The organism is Nisaea acidiphila (assembly GCF_024662015.1).
Classification (GTDB): Bacteria; Pseudomonadota; Alphaproteobacteria; order Thalassobaculales; family Thalassobaculaceae; genus Nisaea; species Nisaea acidiphila.
Genome location: NZ_CP102480.1, coordinates 551,985 through 569,393, shown reverse-complemented (window position 1 = coordinate 569,393; position 17,409 = coordinate 551,985). Strand labels below are relative to the sequence as shown.

Sequence of the window (17,409 nt, the reverse complement as noted above, 5' to 3'; positions counted from 1 at the left end):
GAAGAGAGGAAGTGAACATGGCGAAGAACAGCCTTCTCAATCTGGCTCTGAAGACGACCGCATTGACGGTGCTCGCAACCGTCTTGGCGGACGGCTCCGCCACGGCTTCGAACCGCCAGGTCGGGGTTGCGTCCGGTGCGACGACGCGCGCACTCGGTACGCCGCCGAATGCGGATGAGCGTCTCCTCGATACCGGAACGAAGATGTACTACGAGGAGAAGGTCGTTACTGATCCGACCGGCCGGGCGCAACTGCTCTTCGAAGACGGTTCCTCGATGACGATCGGTCCGAAATCCGATCTGGTGATCGACCGCTTCGTCTACGATCCGGACTCTCGGACCGGCGAGATGGCGGTCAGTCTGACGAAGGGGATCGTCCGCTTTGTCGGTGGCCGGATCAGCAAGAAGAGGGCGGTCCAATTCAAGACACCGGTCGGGACCATGGGAATCCGCGGGGGGATCGCGGTTATCTCCGTGGAGCCGACGGGCGGAATAGAGGTCGATTTCCTCTTCGGGCAGGAGATGACCCTCGAGGTCAACGGCACGGTGCAAACGACCACGACGCCCGGAACCTTCATTTCCGTGGCAAGCGCTGGTTCAGCCCCGTCCGAGCCGCAACGCCGGTCTCCCGAAGCGCTGAACCAGCGCCTTCAGGCATTCGAGGCGGGATCGTCGGGGGCAGCGGCCGACGGGGGAACGCCGGAGAGCTCCGGCCAGTCCGCCGATCCCAACCAGGGCCAGACAGCGGGTCAAGTCGCGGTCCAGAGCCAGACGGCTCAGCAGGCCGCCGGTTCCGGTCGGGAACTGGCGACACAGATCGAAACGCAAGTTGCCGAGCTTGCCACTTTCGAGCGACAGCAGGAGGAGCTGGCACCGGCCCGCTTCGATGCCCCTTCCGGAGGTTTGACGAATGGCGAAAGCGTCGAACAGGACCGGGATGTCCTTGAAGTTCCGCCACCGCGGCCGGAAGCGGACCGGCCGCAGGATTTTGTGATGGTTACCCCGACGCCTGAAGTCGAGGAGACTCCGGTCGCGCCGGCTCCAGTGGCGCCGGTTGCGCCTGTTGCGCCCGTGGAACCTATCGAAACCACGACCGAAACGACCACTCCGCCGACGTCGTTCTCGCGGTCCTACTCCGGCTTTGCCTTCCGCGGTAACAGCTCCTTCGCGACCCAAGGCGCGAATGTGACGAACGGCATCACGCCTCTGACGGACCGGCGGCTTTCGTCGGTGAGCGTTTCCGGCAGCGACCAGGATGTCGGCGGTATCCTGACCGGCTCGTCGACGGCGGGCAGTTATCGGCTGTTCTACGCCGCGCCGACCGCGAGCGCACCGACTTCGATCACGAGCTGTCCGAGCAGCCTCGATTGCTCGTCGCAGATTGCCGGTACGACGCCATCGTCGCTCAGCGGCAAAATCGAACACGAGAACGACCCCGTATTCGTCGGTTACATGCTGGATGTCGACAGCGAAAAGGAAATCATCGCGGTCGGTCAGGCTTACACCGGTGCGTTCTCCAGCGGCGCGACCAAGTACAAGCTCGCAAGCGACCCGTTTTTCGCCGACAGTCTGCCGTTCGCTCGGAGCGAGGTCAGCGGTCTCGCCACCAACAAGGAGCCGGCCGGAGTTATCTATTGGGACAGCTCGGCCGGGACCAAGCCCTTCGTTTCCAGCTCTTTCGAGTTCAATGCGAGCGGTGGGACTTCGATCGGCAGCGTGGTGATCGGGCGGGTCGGGAACAATGCGGGCGGTCTGCATGTGTCCGGCTTCGGATACGGCATGTCGGACGAGGCCGGAACTGCTGCGCCGGAATTCTACAAGGGAGGGGCGTTTTCGGCAGATACCTCCGGCGGCCGGGATTTCTTCGGCAGTACGTCACCGGACTATTTCGTCCTGTCGACGATCGAGGATGCCGACACATCGAACAGTGTGCCTGCTGGGATGGTAGATCAGACCGGGGTCGGGACGACCTATTACCCCGTCGTTCCCGTTCTCAAGTCCGGCACGGTCACGGTTTCCGGTTCCGACCGGACCTTCGCAAGCAACACCGTGACGGGATTCACCGCCGGCGCCGGGACGGTCGGCGGCACAGCCGAGGCGTTCACGACGACGACGGCTACCGGCAACACGAGCCTTTTCACGGTTTCCTCGTCAAACGACACGATCGACGTCTCTGTTTCTCTCGCGGGAAACACGGGGACAACGATAAGCACATCAACCAGCAGTTCTGTCTCTGGCTACATCTCTGATGATGTATTCGCGTCTCAACTGACAGCAGGGACGATCTCAACAGGCTCGGAGGCGAACATTGAGGGTGTGTTCGCGACACATGGAGACAACTCGGCCTCGTTCGATCTATGCGCTTCTTGTGATTACCTGAAATGGGGATTCTGGGGGTTACGCATGGATGACCAGAATGCAACTCTGCATATGGCGACCTGGGTGGCAGGGGTTGCAACGACAATCGGCGACTTGGGAGGTGTGACCTCCGGAAATGCCACATATTCGGGCAACGTGATTGGAACAGTCATTGATTCGAGTGGCGCGACGTCTCTCCAAACAGGAGATTTCTCCGCAAAGATAACGTTCGGTGCTTCCACTGCGGATGTCGATCTGCTGAGCTTCAATTTTGATACGACAAACAATCCGAATTCGTTTACGGGGCCGGGTAGTGTGGATGCCACGTTCACACAAGCTTCCCAGAATGGTTTCACCATTACGGATAGCACGAGCAATACCAGCCTGACGCAGACTTTGATCATGAATGGCGCGACGTTTGGGCCTGCTGGAGGAACTCCGCCTCCAGAACTCGGCGGCGACTTCAAAATCACAGGCACGAATTACCATGCGGCCGGCGTCTTCGGCGGCAAGAAATAACAGGATCGCAACGCGGACAATTGACAGCGCCGCTCCGACACCTGACCGTGGACGCAATCAAGCGTCAGGGCCGGGGCGGGGGCAATGTCCGAGCGAGCGATTGTCGATGCATATGCGGAAAAACCGTGGGAGCACCCCGAGCGGCATAAGCCGGTCGTGCGCCTGCGTGGGATCGTCAAGCGCTTCGGGCTGTTCGAAGCTGTCTCCGGTGTCGATCTCGATGTCTATCGCGGCGAGATCTTCTCGCTGCTCGGCGGCTCGGGTTGCGGCAAGACGACTTTGCTTCGGATGTTGGCCGGGCTCGAAACGCCGAGCGAGGGCCGGGTCGAGATCGACGGCGAGGATGTGACGGAACTCGCGCCCTACGACCGGCCGGTCAACATGATGTTTCAGAGCTATGCGCTGTTCCCGCATATGAATGTCGCGTCGAACGTCGCCTTCGGGTTGAAGCGCGACGGGGTGCGCGGAACGGAACTCGAAGACCGGGTGGCCGACGCGTTGGCGCAACTGGAACTCACCGACTTCGCAACCCGCAAGCCGGATCAGCTCTCCGGCGGGCAGCGCCAGCGCGTGGCGCTCGCCCGCGCCATCGTCAAGCGGCCGAAGATCCTGCTGCTCGACGAGCCGCTGGGCGCGCTCGACAAGAGGCTTCGGGAAAGCGCTCAGTACCGCCTGATGAAGCTGGCGGACGATACCGGCATCACAATGATCGTCGTCACCCACGACCAGGAGGAGGCGATGGTGCTCTCGACCCGGGCGGCGGTGATGGACAAGGGGCTGATCCGGCAGGTCGGGACGCCGGAGGCGCTTTACGAACGGCCGGGTTCGCGTTTCGTCGCGGCCTTTCTCGGCAATATCTCGCTCTTCGAAGGCGTGGTGACCGCGATCCGCGACGGCATCGCGGAACTGGCGGTGGAGGGTATGGACAATCCGCTTTTCGCCTCGGCGGGAGACGTCTCTGAGGGCATGCCCGGTGCGGTCGCGGTGCGTCCGGAGAAGGTACGGATCGCCCTTGAGGGCATGGCGCCGCCGAGATTGGTGAACCGGCTTCAGGGGACCGTCGAGGGGCTTGCTTATCTCGGCGACGTCACCTCCTACCGGGTGCGTACGAGGCAGGGACATCTGGTCGAGGTGACGCGCGCGAACAGCGAGAATGCGGCGGACCGCGACGTCGACTGGGACGACCGGGTCGAGATCTGGTTCGAGCCTGCCCACGCAATGCTGCTCGGGACCGACTGAGATGGCTGCCGTCTCCGAAGGACGCCGCCCGTTCTGGCTCTCCGGCAGGGGGGTGGTGACCGGCATTCCCTATCTCTGGCTCTTCGTCTTCTTCCTTGTTCCTTTCGCCATCGTGTTCCGCATCTCGCTCTCGGAGCCGATGATCGCGCAACCGCCTTATTCGCCCCTGTTTGGGGCGGATGGTGGCTATCAGGGATCGTTCTTCAATTACGAACTGCTGTTCGACGATGCGCTCTACCGGGCGGGGTATCTCAATTCGCTCTGGGTCGCGGGCTGCGCGACGCTGGTCACATTGCTGATCGGCTACCCGATGGCCTATGCCATCGCGCGGGCGGGCGCGCTGGCCCGCAACCTGTTGCTGATGGCGGTGATGCTGCCGTTCTGGAGTTCCTTCCTGCTCCGGGTCTATGCGCTGAAGACGCTGATGGCCGATACCGGCCTGGTAAACGCTCTGCTTCTCTCTCTCGGCGTGATCGACAGTCCGATCCGCATGTTGCAGACCGATTTCGCGCTCTATGTCGGGATTTCCTACACCTATCTGCCGTTCATGATTTTGCCGCTCTACGCCACGCTGGAGCGGCTCGACTGGTCGCTGGTTGAGGCGGCGGAGGATCTCGGCTGCCGGCCCTGGAAGGCATTCCTGCTGATCACCCTGCCGCTTTCGATACCGGGGATCATTGCCGGCGCCATGCTCGTCTTCATTCCGGCGACCGGAGAGTTCGTCATTCCGAACCTGCTCGGCGCTTCCGACACGCTGATGGTCGGACGGATGCTCTGGGACACCTTCTTTAACGAGAGGGATTGGACGCTGGCCTCCGCGCTTGCCGTGGTGCTGCTGCTCTTCCTGGTCCTGCCCATCATGCTGTTTCAGGTCGTCCAGCAACGCCGGGGTGCCACGTCATGAGAAGGACCGGCGGCCGCGTCGCGCTGCTGACCCTGGTGGCCGGCGGATTTGCCTTTCTCTATCTCCCGCTGATCGTGCTCGTCCTGTTCAGCTTCAATGCCTCCAAGCTGGTGAGTGTCTGGGGCGGGTGGTCCGTAAAATGGTACGGAGAACTGCTCCGGAACGAGCAGGTGCTGATGGCGGCCTGGCTCTCGATCAAAATCGCGGTGATCAACGCGACCGGAGCGACCCTGCTCGGCACCATGGCGGGACTTGCGCTGGCGCGTTTCGGAAGGTTCGGCGGGCGATTGCTCTTCACTGGCCTGATCGCCGCGCCGCTGGTGATGCCGGATGTAATCATCGGCATCAGCCTGCTGCTGACCTTCGTCTCCATGGAGCAGCTGATCGGCTGGCCGGCGGGGCGCGGCGTAGACACGATCCTGATCGCCCATATCACTTTCTCGACTGCATTTGTCGCCGTTGTGGTGCAGGCGCGGGCCGGCGGGCTCGACCGTTCGATCGAGGAGGCCGCGATGGATCTTGGCGCGCGGCCGCTGACCGCTTTTCTGCTGGTGACATTGCCGATGCTCGCGCCGGCCCTGGCGTCCGGATGGCTGCTCGCCTTCACGCTCTCGCTCGACGATCTGGTCATCGCCAGTTTTGCCTCGGGGCCGGGCTCCTCGACTTTGCCGATGGTGATTTTTTCCAAGGTCCGGCTCGGGGTGACGCCGGAAATCAACGCGCTCGCCACGCTGCTGATCGGCGCCGTGGCGCTCGCGGCCGGGGGGGCGACCTGGGTGCAGATTCGGCGGATGAGCCGGGGATAAGGCATCCTTGGCGATCTTGACAGATCGACGCGCCGTTCCCCATACCTTCGCGGCAATTTCAATAAACAAGAAAACGAGGACGGGATGGAAATCGGTTTGCTCATTTCTAATGAAGCCGTAGCGGCGACGAGCGGCAAGAGCTTCGCGCGCAGGGATCCCGTGTCGGGCGAGGTCGTCACGACCGCGGCTGCGGCTTCTCAGGCCGATGTCGACAAGGCCGTCCGCGCTGCTGCCGCCGCATTCGAGACATGGTCCCGCACCGGTCCGTCTGAACGCCGCGCCGTTTTGAACAAATGCGCCGATGCGCTTGAAGCCAGGACACCGGATTTCATCGAGATAGGCCGCCGGGAAACCGGGGGCACCGGGCCGTGGCACGGCTTCAACGTCATGCTTGCCGTGAAGATACTGCGCGAGGCGGCAGCCATGACAACCCAAATCAAGGGTGAGATCATCCCGTCCGACAAGCCCGGGACGCTGTCCATGGGGCATCGGCAGCCGATCGGCGTGCTGGTCGGAATGGCGCCCTGGAACGCGCCGACGATCCTCGGTGTCCGCTGTTTCGCTATGCCGATCGCCTGCGGCAACACCGTCGTCATGAAAGCCTCCGAACGCTGTCCAGGCCTGCACAGGCTGATTGGTGACTGCATGGTGGAGGGTGGTCTGCCGGAAGGCGTGCTGAATATCGTGACGCATGCGGCAGAGGACGCGCCGGAAGTGGTCAACGCGCTGATCGATCATCCTCTGACGAGGCGGATCAATTTCACAGGGTCTTCCCATGTCGGCCGGATCATCGCGGAGCGCGCCGCGAAGCATTTGAAACCCTGCCTCCTGGAACTCGGCGGCAAGGCGCCTTTCGTCGTTCTTGACGATGCGGATATCGGCGCGGCGGTGCGCGGCGCCGCTTTCGGCGCCTTCATGAACCAGGGTCAGATCTGTATGTCGACCGAGAAGGTGATCGTCCTTGATGCGGTCGCCGACGAGTTCGCGGCCGCCTTCGCTGAAAAGGCAGCGTCATTGAAGACCGGCCGGCCCGAGGAGCAGGTCCATCTCGGGTCGGTGATCGACCGGAGCACCATCGACCATGTGACGCGTCTGATCGAGGACGCGGTGGCCAAGGGGGCGCAGGTCATTGCGGGCGGCGCGCCGGATATCGGAACCATCATGCCGGCAACCATCGTCGATCATGTGACGCCCGAGATGGAGATCTATTCGGCCGAGAGTTTCGGTCCGGTGACCACGATCATCCGGGTCGACGATGTCGATGCGGCAGTGGCGGTGGCCAACGACACCGAATACGGATTGAGCGCTTCTGTCTATGGCTCCGACATCCGCCGGGCCATGGATGTCGCTCGGCGGATCGAGTCGGGCATCTGCCATGTGAACGGGCCGACGGTCGCGGACGAGGCGCAGATCCCCTTCGGCGGTGTGAAAGCGTCGGGCTATGGCCGTTTCGGCGGAGTCGCCGGCGTGGCGGAATTTACGGAACTTCGCTGGATCACGGTCGAAGACCCGGATCAGCATTATCCCATCTGAGCCGCTTCGGTGCTGTCCCAGGCGCCGCTGTATCGCTCGAAAAACCGCGGTGCCAGGCTTCTCAGCCGCTCGTCGCTGATGCGCCCGCTGCGCTGAATGTAGCTGTGCGCAAATTCGGCGGGTCCAAGTTCCAAGTGCCGGGCGAAATCCTCATACCATTCGGCACTGCGATTTGCGGCGCCGACGATCTTGTCGCATATCGGCTTTCGGGCCGTCTCGAAGTTGGTGAGGGCGGCCGGAATATTGTCCGGCTGCGCAAGCAGGGCCGAAGCGAGCGCCAGGGCATCTTCCATGGCAAGCCGTGTCCCGGAGCCGATGGAGAAATGCGCGGTGTGAGCCGCGTCTCCGATCAGCACGCATTTTCCGTCATGCCAGGTCTGGCAGGAGAGTTTGGGGAAGCGGCGCCAGTGTGACTTGTTCGAGATTAGGCGATGGCCGGCGAGAACGTCCGAGAAAACATCCTCGCAATATGACCGGTTCCCGGCTTCGTCCATGCCGTCGAAGCCGGCCGCGTTCCAGGTCGCGGCATCCGTCTCGACAATGAAAGTGCTGAGGTCGGCGGTGTAGCGATAATGGTGCGCGTTGAACGGACCGTCTGCGGACCGGCGGAAGGACTGGGTCAGAGTATCGAATGGGCGATCCGTCCCGTACCAGATGAAGCGGTTCTCCAGTTCCGGCAGTTCGGCACCGAAGACCGAGCCGTCGCCTCGGACCAGTGAGTTCAGGCCGTCGGCGCCAACGATCAGATCCGCGCCTTCAATTTCGGCGAGGTCCGTCAGTTCGGTCTCGAAACGCGGATCGATACCGGCAGATCGCGCACGATCCGTGAGGATCCGGATCAGTTCCAGCCGCCCGATGGCGGCGAAACCGATGCCGTCGATCGCAATCCGCTCGCCTTCGAGATCGAGCGTGAGGTCCCGCCAGGTTTCCATGGCGGGGAGGATCGCGTCGTGGGTCTCCGGATCGTCCGCCGCCATGAAGGCGAGCGCCGTGTCGGAAAAGACGACGCCGAAGCCGAAGGTAGCGCCTTCCGGATTGCGCTCGTAGAGCCGGATCTCGGTCTCCGGCCTCCGGCGTTTCATCAGGTACGAGAAATAGAGTCCGGCAGGTCCGCCGCCGACAACCGCGATACGCATGAGCATTTCCCCAGATTCGTTGCCGGCATTCTTTCCGCTGTCGATCGCTCTGACAACACCGAGCCTGGGTTGAAACCGTTTCCATCATGGGTATATGAAAAATCCTATCAGATAGGAGATCTATTTTGCCAATTGCGAACCGGACAAGCAGAAAAATTGCCTGAGGAAACCATAAGGTATGAATCGAACCGGTGGCACCTGCCGACATATTTGGACAGTCCGGCTTTTCAGTTCTTGGCGGATGGCGCGCCGGATCGGTGGGATGCGTGGATCCGTCAGACCATATTAGTGACTTCGCCGAACGGTTCCGGTCATGCGGCGCGGACATGGACCTCTTGATTCGGTATTGGGTCATGGATTTCTACAGGAGATGCAGGTCGGTACTTCAGGCGACTGCCGAAAGCAGGGCTTATTCGTTGCTGTGGAAAATTTCCACGGTCGGACCTGTACTCATTCTGACCGTGAGCGGTTTCGATCTTTATTGCTACCTTGAAGATCCAGCCTTCTACCCGATCAATTAGATTTCCTGCCGTCAGAGTGTTGGCGCCGCTGTCCCAAGCTTGCTCTCGCCCTTCAGTAAGGGCTCTCGACGTCCCCCATCTCGACATAGACGCTCTTCAGCTGCGTGTAGTGCTCGATCGCGGCGCGGGCGTTTTCGCGGCCGATGCCGGATTTCTTAACCCCGCCGAAGGGCATCTCGATCGGGGTGAGGTTGTAGGCGTTGATCCAGCAGGTGCCGGCTTCCAGCGCGGCGACGACCCGGTGCCCGCGCTGGATGTCCTTCGTGAAGACACCGGCGGCGAGACCAAATTCGGTCGCGTTGGCACGGGCAACGACTTCCTCCTCGGTATCGAAATCGAGCACGCACATGACCGGGCCGAAGATCTCTTCGCGCGCGATGGTCATGTTGTCCGTCACGTCCGCGAAGACGGTCGGCGCGACGAACCAGCCTTCCTTGAAGGAGGGAACAGTCGCGGCATCGCCGCCGATGATCACGCGGGCGCCTTCCTCTCGGCCTTTTCCGATATAGCCGAGCACCTTCTCGAACTGCGGTTTTGAGACGAGGGGGCCGAGATGGGTTTCCTCGTCCATCGGGTCGCCGAGCCGGATCTTCGAGGTGCGTTCGCGCAGCCGGTCGAGGAACTTCTGTTTGATGTCCTTCTGCACGAAGACGCGGGTGCCGTTGGAGCAGATCTGTCCGCTCGAATAAAAATTGCCGAGCATCGCGCCGGAGATCGCGTTCTCGATTTCGGCGTCCTCGAAAACGATCAGCGGGGACTTGCCGCCGAGTTCGAGCGTCACGTGCTTCAGTCCCTCGGCCGCCGCCGCCATCACGCGTGCGCCGGTCGGAACTGATCCGGTAACGGACACCTTGGCGACACCCGGATGCGCGACCAGCTTGGCGCCGACATCGCCGAAACCCTGCACCACGTTGAAGACACCGTCGGGCAGGCCTGCCTCCTTGTAGATCTCGGCCAGCTTCAGCGCGGTCAATGGCGTGGTTTCCGACGGTTTGAAGATCATCGCGTTGCCGCAGGCAAGCGCCGGCGCGGATTTCCAGCAGGCGATCTGGATCGGGTAGTTCCAGGCTCCGATCCCGACGCAGACGCCGAGCGGCTCGCGCTTCGTGTAGGCGAAGGAGCCGCCGAGATCGGTGAACTCGCCATGGATGTCGGCGGCGATACCGCCGAAATACTCGAGGCAGTCGGCGCCCGAGGCGGCGTCGGCGACCAATGTCTCCTGCAATGGCTTACCGGTGTCGAGTGTCTCAAGCTCGGAGAGCTCCCTATTGCGCTCCCGGATGATCTCGGCTGCCCGGCGCAGGACCCGGCCGCGCTCGGCGCCGCTGAGGGCTGCCCATTCCTTCTGTGCCGCGCGGGCGGCGGCCACAGTCTTGTCTATGGTGGAGCCGGCGGCGGCATGCATCTTGGCGATCACCTCGCCAGTCACCGGATAGAGGCTGTCGAAGCCCTTGCCGCCGGGGCTCTCGACATAGGAGCCGGCGATGAAGTGGGAGGCTATCGGTTGCGCGCGCATCTCTTGGTCCTTCTGGTCGCGGAGCAGCTCAGCGGTCTGACGTCTGCCAGCGCGGATTGATCCAGGGCTGCTTGTTCGACGGCGCGAGTGGCGCCTTGCCGAGAATATGGTCCGAGGCCTTCTCGCCGACCATGATCGACGGGCCGTTCAGATTGCCGTTCGGGATCCGGGGAAAAATCGAGCTGTCGGCGAGGCGGAGCCCCTCGACCCCGATCACGCGGTTCTCCGGGTCAACCACGGCCATAGGATCTTCCGCCGCGCCCATGCGGCAGGTGCCGCTCGGATGGTATGCGCTTTCGACGGCCTCGCGGATGAAGTCGTCGAGGGCCTCGTCGCTGGTGACGCCGTCGCCGGGAGCGATCTCCTTGCCGCGGAAAGGCGTGAAGGCGTCCTGGCCGAAGATCTCGCGGGTCAGCCGGATGCAGTGCCGGAAATCGGCCCAGTCCTCCGCGTGGCTCATGTAGTTGAACTGGATCCTCGGCGCGTCCAGCGGATCGGCGGAGCGCAGGGTCACCGAGCCGCGCGACTTCGAGCGCATCGGTCCGACATGGGCCTGGAAGCCGTGGCTCTTCGCCGGCGCCTTGCCGTCATAGCGGATCGCGACGGGGAGGAAATGGTACTGGATGTCGGGATATTCGACGCCGGGCTTGGAGCGTAGGAAGGCCGCGCTCTCGAAATGGTTGGTCGCGCCGAGGCCGGACTTGAAGAGCAGCCACTCAAGACCGATCAGGCCTTTCGAGACCAGGTTCAGCTTCGAGTAGAGGCTGATCGGTTGGGTGCATTCCTGCTGGATATAGAGTTCGAGATGGTCCTGCAGGTTCGCGCCGACGCCGGGCCGATCCGCGAGCACATCGATGCCGTGCTGTTTGAGCTCCGCCGCGGGACCGATGCCGGAGAGTTTCAGAAGCTTCGGCGAGTTGATGGAGGAGGCGGCGAGGACCACCTCGCAGGTCGCGGTGACGGTCTCGATGCTGCCGCCGCGGCTGATCTCGACCCCGGTCGCGCGCTTGCCGTCGAACACGACCTTGCGGGCGAGGCCGTTCACCAGCGTCAGGTTGGGCCGCTTCAGTGCCGGTTTCAGATAGGCATTCGCGGCCGACCAGCGGCGCCCCCGATGGACGGTCATTTCCATCGGTCCGAAGCCTTCCTGCTTCTCGCCGTTATAATCCTCTGTCAGCTCGAAGCCGGCCTGTTTTCCGGCCTCGACGAAGGCGTGGTAGAGCGGGTTCTTGCGCGGGCCGCGGCTGACATGCAGCGGGCCGTTCGTGCCGCGCCAGCCTTCCTGGCCCCCGTGACTGGTCTCCATGCGCTCGAAATAGGGCAGGACGTCCTTGTAGGCCCAGCCCTTGGCGCCCTGTTCCTCCCAGTGATCGTAATCGCGCGCGTGGCCTCGGACATAGACCATGCCGTTGATCGAAGAGGAGCCGCCGATCACCTTGCCGCGCGGGCAGGCGAGACGGCGGCCGCCGAGATGCGGCTCCGGCTCGCTCTCGTAGCCCCAGTCGTAACGGCTTATGTTCATAGGATAGGAGAGCGCCGCCGGCATCTGAATGAAGGGACCGATATCGGTCCCGCCGTACTCGATGACGATGACGGAATGCTTGCCGTCGGCGGAAAGCCGGTCGGCCATGACCGCGCCGGCCGAGCCGGAGCCCACGATGACGAAATCTGCCTGCATTGGCGTTACTCTCCGCGCGGGAACCGCGCGTTCTCCTCGAGCACGTTGAGATCCATGTGGTTGCGCATGTAGCGCTCCGATGCTTTCTGGAGCGGCTGGAAATCCCAGGGGAAATAGGCCCCGTTGCGCAACGACTCGTACACCACCCAGCGCCGGGCCTGGCTGTCCCGCACCTCGCGGTCGAACTGCTCCATGTCCCAGCGTGCCCGCATCTCGCCGATGAAGGCGTTCAGCATCCCCTGATGAGCCGGATCTTCAGCGAGGTTCACCAGCTCTTCCGGGTCCGCCTCCAGGTCGAACAGCTGCGGCGGATCGAGTTCGCAGTGGTTGAACTTGTACTTTCCGCGCCGGATCGAGACGAGAGGGGCGTAGGAGCCCTCGGCGGCATATTCCATATAGACCGGCTCCTCACGTGCCTCGCCTCTTGTCTGCGGAACGAGCGAATGGCCGTCGGTCCAGGGCGCGACTTCCGAGAGGTCGATGCCTGCAAATTCCGCAAGTGTCGGCGTGAGATCTATGGTCGAGACGGGCTCTGTCACCGTCCGGCCCTCGATCCCAGGCCCGGCGATCATCATAGGCACCCGGGCGGAGCCTTCGTAGAAGCTCATCTTGAACCAGAGTCCCCGCTCTCCGAGCATATCGCCGTGGTCGGAAACGAAGATCACCAGCGTGTCCTCGTCCATCCGGCAGCGTTTGAGCGTATCCAGCAGCGCCGCGATCTTCTCGTCGAGATAGGAGATGTTGGAGAAATAGGCCCGGCGCGAGCGGCGTACATTCTCTACCGTGATGTCGAAATTGCGGTAGTCGTTCGCGAGATATAGCCGCTTGCTGTGCGGGTCCTGGACCTCGAAGGCCATTTCAGGAACCCGCGGCAGCAGCGCCGGGCAGTCTTCGTACAGATCCCAGAACTTGCGTCTCGTAACGTAGGGATCGTGTGGATGGGTGAAACTTACGGTCAGGCACCAGGGGCGTTCGTCGGTACCGCGGGAGAGCTGGTAGAGCTTCTGCTCCGCGTTGAACGCGACTTCGTCGTCATACTCCATTTGATTGGAGATCTCGGCGACGCCCGCGCCGGTGACCGAACCGAGATTGTGATACCACCAGTCGATCCGTTCTCCCGGCTTGCGGTAGTCCGGCGTCCAGCCGAAATCGGCCGGATAGATATCGGTCGTCAGGCGCTCCTCGAAACCGTGCAGCTGGTCCGGACCGACGAAATGCATTTTGCCGGAAAGGCAGGTGTAGTAGCCGGCGCGGCGCAGGTGATGTGCGTAGGTCGGAATGTCCGAAGTGAACTCGGCCGCGTTGTCATAGACCCGCGTGCGCGAGGGAAGGCGGCCGGACATGAAGGAAGCGCGGCCGGGCGCGCAGAGCGGGCTTGCCGTATAGCTGTTGGCGAAGCGAACGGAGCGTGACGCCAGTTCGCGCAGAGCCGGGACATGTAGGAACTCAGCCGGACCGTCCGGAAACAGCGTGCCGTTCAGCTGGTCGACCATCAGGATCAGGATGTTGGGCTTCTTGGTCACTCAGCTCGTCCCGGCGGCGAGTTGCGCGTCGATGTAATCTTCAGTGAGCCGGATCGCGGCTTCCCGGTCGGGGTCGCTGTCCAGCAGGGCGTGGCGGAGATAGAGACCGTCGATCATCGCGGCGGTCCCTTCGGCAATCCGTTTGGCGCTTTCTTTGTCGGTAAGCTGGGACAGTGCGTGACGCAGGTTGCTGCGCAGGCGGCGGGCATAGATCGAGAGGACGCGGCGGGCGCCGCCCATGCTCTGCGCCTTCACGTAGAATGTCAGCCAGGCCGAGATTGTCGCCGGGCGGAACTGGTCGGAGCCGAAATTCGCGCGGATGATGCCGGTGATACGCTCCCGTGGCGTCCGGGCAGTGCGCAACGCGGCTACGATCTCGCCGTTCAGTTCGTCCAGCAGATGCCGCATTGTGGCGACGATCAGCTGATCCTTGCTGCCGAAATAATGGTGGGCGAGAGCGGTCGAGACCCCGGCCTGCCGGGCGATCTCGCTCATCGTCACTTCGAAGGATCCACGTGCGTGGATCGCCTCGATCGCGGCAGAAATCAACGCCTGACGGCGGATCGGCTCCATTCCGACTTTGGGCATTCCGAGCGCTTCCTTTCGCGCTGACCGTATTTTTGATTGACTGCTCAATCAATAAAAATCTTGCGCCCGATCAGTTATGATGTTTGCCTGACCGGAACGATAAATGGGGGCACTACAAACAGGGAGCCAAAGTCATGCTGAAATCCAAAGCTGTATTCGCTGCCGCGCTGACCGTGGGACTGCTGTCCTCCGGCGCCGCTTTCGCCGACGGACATTGCGAGACCGTCCGCTTCTCCGATGTCGGCTGGACCGACATCACGGCCACCACTGCGGCGACGACGACCGTGCTCGAGGCGATGGGCTACAAGACGGACGTGAAGGTTCTGTCCGTTCCGGTCACCTACGCCTCGATGAAGAACAAGGATATCGACGTCTTCCTCGGCAACTGGATGCCGACCATGGAAGGCGATATCGCGAAATACCGCGACGAAGGCTCGGTCGACACCACCGGGGTCAATCTCTACGGCGCGAAATACACTCTCGCGGTCCCGAAATACGCCTATGACGCGGGCCTGAAGAGCTTCGCCGACATTGCCAAGTTCAAGGACAAGCTCGACGGCAAGATCTACGGCATCGAGCCGGGCAATGACGGCAACCGCCTGATCCTCGACATGATCGAGAAGGATGCCTTCGGCCTGAAAGGCTTCGACGTGGTCGAATCCTCCGAGCAGGGCATGCTGGCCCAGGTCGCCCGCGCGGTGAAGAAAGAGGAGCCGGTGGTCTTCCTCGGCTGGGAGCCGCACCCGATGAACGCCAATTTCGAGATGGCCTATCTCTCCGGCGGAGATGACTATTTCGGCCCGGATCTGGGCGGTGCGACGGTCTACACCAACACGCGCGCCGGCTATTCCGACGAATGCCCGAATGTCGGCCGTCTGCTCGACAATCTGATGTTCTCGCTTCGCATGGAAAACGAGATCATGGGCGCGATCCTGAATGACGGCGAGGAGCCGAAGGATGCGGCGAAGAAGTGGCTGAAGGCCAATGCCGGTATTCTCGACGCCTGGCTCTCCGGCGTCAGCACGCTCGACGGTCAGGCGGCTCTGCCGGCCGTTCGTAAGGCCCTCGGTCTCTGAAACTCCGCATGTTGCGGGAAGCGGTGCGGCCGCTTCCCGTTCAGCCGTCTTGTCGTGACGGTGCGGGAGAGGGCGTATCATGGAATGGCTGACCGATAACAAGCTGCCGGTAGGCAAGGCGGCGAAAGCTTTCGTCGACTGGCTGACCGATCACGGCGCGTGGTTTTTTGACGGGCTTGCCGCTGGGCTCGAATTCATGATCGAGGCCATACTCTGGGTGCTACAGGCGCCACACCCGCTGGTCGCAGTCGCGATCGCGACCGGCATTGCCTATGCCGTTCGCCGCAATCTCTGGTTCCCGCTACTGGTCGCTGTGGGCCTCCTGTTGATCATCAATCAGGGCTACTGGGAAGAGACGACGGAGACGGTCGCTCTGGTGCTGGCTTCTTCCGTCGTCTGCATGGGGGTCGGAGTACCTCTTGGCATCGCCGCCGCGCGCCGGCCCTGGCTGTTCTCCGCCATGCGCCCGGTACTCGACCTGATGCAGACCATCCCGACCTTCGTCTATCTGATCCCGGCCCTGATCCTCTTCGGCCTCGGTATGGTGCCGGGGCTGATCGCGACGGTCATCTTCGCCATTCCGGCACCGATCCGGCTGACGCATCTCGGCATCTCCTCCACGCCAAAGATGTTGATCGAGGCCGGCGAGGCCTTCGGCGCGACGCGCATGCAATTGCTCTGGAAGGTGGAGCTGCCCTATGCCCTGCCGCAGATTATGGCGGGCCTGACCCAGACGATCATGCTTTCGCTCTCCATGGTCGTCATCGCCGCGCTGGTCGGCGCCGACGGGCTCGGGGTCCCGACGCTGCGGGCGCTGAACCAGGTCAATATCGCCAAGGGCTTCGAGGTCGGGCTGGCGATCGTGCTGATCGCAATCATTCTAGACCGGATGTTCCGCGGCCGGGAGGGAGACGGGAAATGAGCCGGTCCGCAGTCCGCTTCGACGAGGTGAATATCGTCTTCGGTAAGGACCCGGCTTCCGCTCTGCCGTTGATGGACCGCGACATGGAGCGGGCCGAGATCCAGGAGGAGACCGGTCAGATCCTCGGCGTGCACAATTGCAGCCTCACGGTCGAACCCGGCGAAATCGTCGTCATCATGGGCCTGTCCGGATCCGGAAAGTCGACCTTGCTGCGCGCTGTGAACGGTCTCAATCCGGTGGTGCGCGGCGCGGTCTGGGTGGATGACGGCTCGGCGGAAATCGATGTCGCGACCGCGGACGAGGCAACGTTGCGCCGGCTCCGGACCAGCCGGGTCACCATGGTATTCCAGAATTTTGCCCTGCTGCCATGGCGGACCGTGGCGGAGAATGTCGGGCTCGGGCTCGAACTCGCGGGCATTGCCAGGGGGGAGCGCGAGGAACGCGTGGCGAAGCAGCTCGAACTGGTTGGGCTGGACCAATGGGCGGACCGAAAGGTGCACGAGCTCTCGGGCGGGATGCAGCAGCGTGTCGGGCTTGCACGGGCCTTCGCGACGGAAGCGCCGATCCTGCTGATGGACGAGCCGTTCTCGGCTCTCGATCCGCTGATCCGGGCGAAGCTGCAGGACGAGTTGCTCGATCTTCAGGCGCAGTTGCAGCGCACGATCATCTTCGTCAGCCACGATCTCGACGAGGCGCTGAAACTCGGGTCTAAGGTTGCGATCATGGAGGGGGGGCGTATTGTCCAGTTCGGCACGCCGCAGGAGATCGTACTGCAGCCGGCGAACAGGTATGTCGCCGATTTCGTCTCCCATATGAACCCCCTGAACGTGCTTCAGGCCGCAACGGTCATGCGTCCGGTGGATACCGGAGGACCGGTTCCGGGCGGGGCCGTCGCTCTCACCGCGGAAGACTGGCCCGAAGGGGCGATCCCGATCGCGGAACCCGACACGCCGCTGGCGGATTTGATGCGTGCGCGGACCCGCACCGCGGAGACGATCCGCGTGATTGCCGACGGCAAGGTGATCGGCGAAATCGGCGACGGCGAAATCTACTCCGCTTTGCTGAAAGAATAGGCTAGGAATCTGCACTAT

General features: G+C 62.7%; 13 protein-coding genes. 8 read left to right on the top strand and 5 right to left on the bottom strand.

The window, feature by feature from the left end; genetic code table 11:
• The first annotated feature begins 17 nt into the window (after positions 1-17).
• The 5 genes from NUH88_RS02790 (at position 18) to NUH88_RS02770 (ending at position 7,358) form a co-directional block, all read left to right on the top strand.
• Positions 18-2,876 carry a FecR domain-containing protein gene (locus NUH88_RS02790; RefSeq protein WP_257769826.1) on the top strand — a complete coding sequence of 953 codons (2,859 nt, stop codon included), beginning with the start codon at positions 18-20 and terminating at the stop codon, positions 2,874-2,876.
• Between the two features lie 84 nt (positions 2,877-2,960).
• Positions 2,961-4,115, top strand: coding sequence for an ABC transporter ATP-binding protein (locus NUH88_RS02785; protein WP_257769825.1), 1,155 nt, complete (start codon positions 2,961-2,963; stop codon positions 4,113-4,115).
• A 1-nt stretch (position 4,116) separates the two neighbouring features.
• On the top strand, positions 4,117-5,019 hold the full coding sequence (locus NUH88_RS02780; protein ID WP_257769823.1) for an ABC transporter permease subunit: 903 nt from the start codon (positions 4,117-4,119) through the stop codon (positions 5,017-5,019).
• Positions 5,016-5,825, top strand: a complete 810-nt coding sequence (locus tag NUH88_RS02775; RefSeq protein ID WP_257769822.1) for an ABC transporter permease subunit — start codon at positions 5,016-5,018, stop codon at positions 5,823-5,825. Before NUH88_RS02780 ends, NUH88_RS02775 begins: the two co-directional genes overlap by 4 nt.
• Positions 5,826-5,909: 84 nt before the next feature.
• Entirely contained in the window at positions 5,910-7,358 is a 1,449-nt protein-coding gene (locus tag NUH88_RS02770) for an aldehyde dehydrogenase (RefSeq protein ID WP_257769821.1), read from the top strand.
• Here NUH88_RS02770 and NUH88_RS02765 read toward each other — a convergent pair.
• From NUH88_RS02765 to betI, 5 genes are all read right to left on the bottom strand, one after another.
• Complete coding sequence (locus NUH88_RS02765) at positions 7,346-8,494, bottom strand: FAD-dependent monooxygenase (RefSeq protein ID WP_257769820.1); 1,149 nt, start codon at positions 8,492-8,494, stop codon at positions 7,346-7,348. The genes NUH88_RS02770 and NUH88_RS02765 overlap by 13 nt on opposite strands.
• A gap of 573 nt (positions 8,495-9,067) precedes the next feature.
• Positions 9,068-10,531, bottom strand: a complete 1,464-nt coding sequence (gene betB / locus NUH88_RS02760; protein ID WP_257769819.1) for a betaine-aldehyde dehydrogenase — start codon at positions 10,529-10,531, stop codon at positions 9,068-9,070.
• A gap of 28 nt (positions 10,532-10,559) precedes the next feature.
• A complete protein-coding gene (gene betA / locus NUH88_RS02755) occupies positions 10,560-12,209 on the bottom strand; it encodes a choline dehydrogenase (RefSeq protein WP_257769818.1) in 1,650 nt (549 codons plus the stop codon).
• A gap of 5 nt (positions 12,210-12,214) precedes the next feature.
• Entirely contained in the window at positions 12,215-13,732 is a 1,518-nt protein-coding gene (betC, locus tag NUH88_RS02750) for a choline-sulfatase (protein WP_257769817.1), read from the bottom strand.
• Positions 13,733-14,320 (bottom strand): transcriptional regulator BetI, encoded by a 588-nt coding sequence (gene betI / locus NUH88_RS02745; protein WP_257769816.1) that lies wholly within the window; start codon positions 14,318-14,320, stop codon positions 13,733-13,735.
• Positions 14,321-14,454: 134 nt separating this feature from the next.
• Here betI and NUH88_RS02740 point away from each other — a divergent pair, with 134 nt between their 5' ends.
• From NUH88_RS02740 to choV, 3 genes are all read left to right on the top strand, one after another.
• A complete protein-coding gene (locus NUH88_RS02740) occupies positions 14,455-15,396 on the top strand; it encodes a choline ABC transporter substrate-binding protein (RefSeq protein WP_257769815.1) in 942 nt (313 codons plus the stop codon).
• A gap of 79 nt (positions 15,397-15,475) precedes the next feature.
• Positions 15,476-16,318 carry a choline ABC transporter permease subunit gene (choW, locus tag NUH88_RS02735; RefSeq protein ID WP_257769814.1) on the top strand — a complete coding sequence of 281 codons (843 nt, stop codon included), beginning with the start codon at positions 15,476-15,478 and terminating at the stop codon, positions 16,316-16,318.
• Positions 16,315-17,391, top strand: a complete 1,077-nt coding sequence (gene choV, locus NUH88_RS02730) for a choline ABC transporter ATP-binding protein (protein ID WP_257769813.1) — start codon at positions 16,315-16,317, stop codon at positions 17,389-17,391. Before choW ends, choV begins: the two co-directional genes overlap by 4 nt.
• Positions 17,392-17,409: the final 18 nt, after the last annotated feature.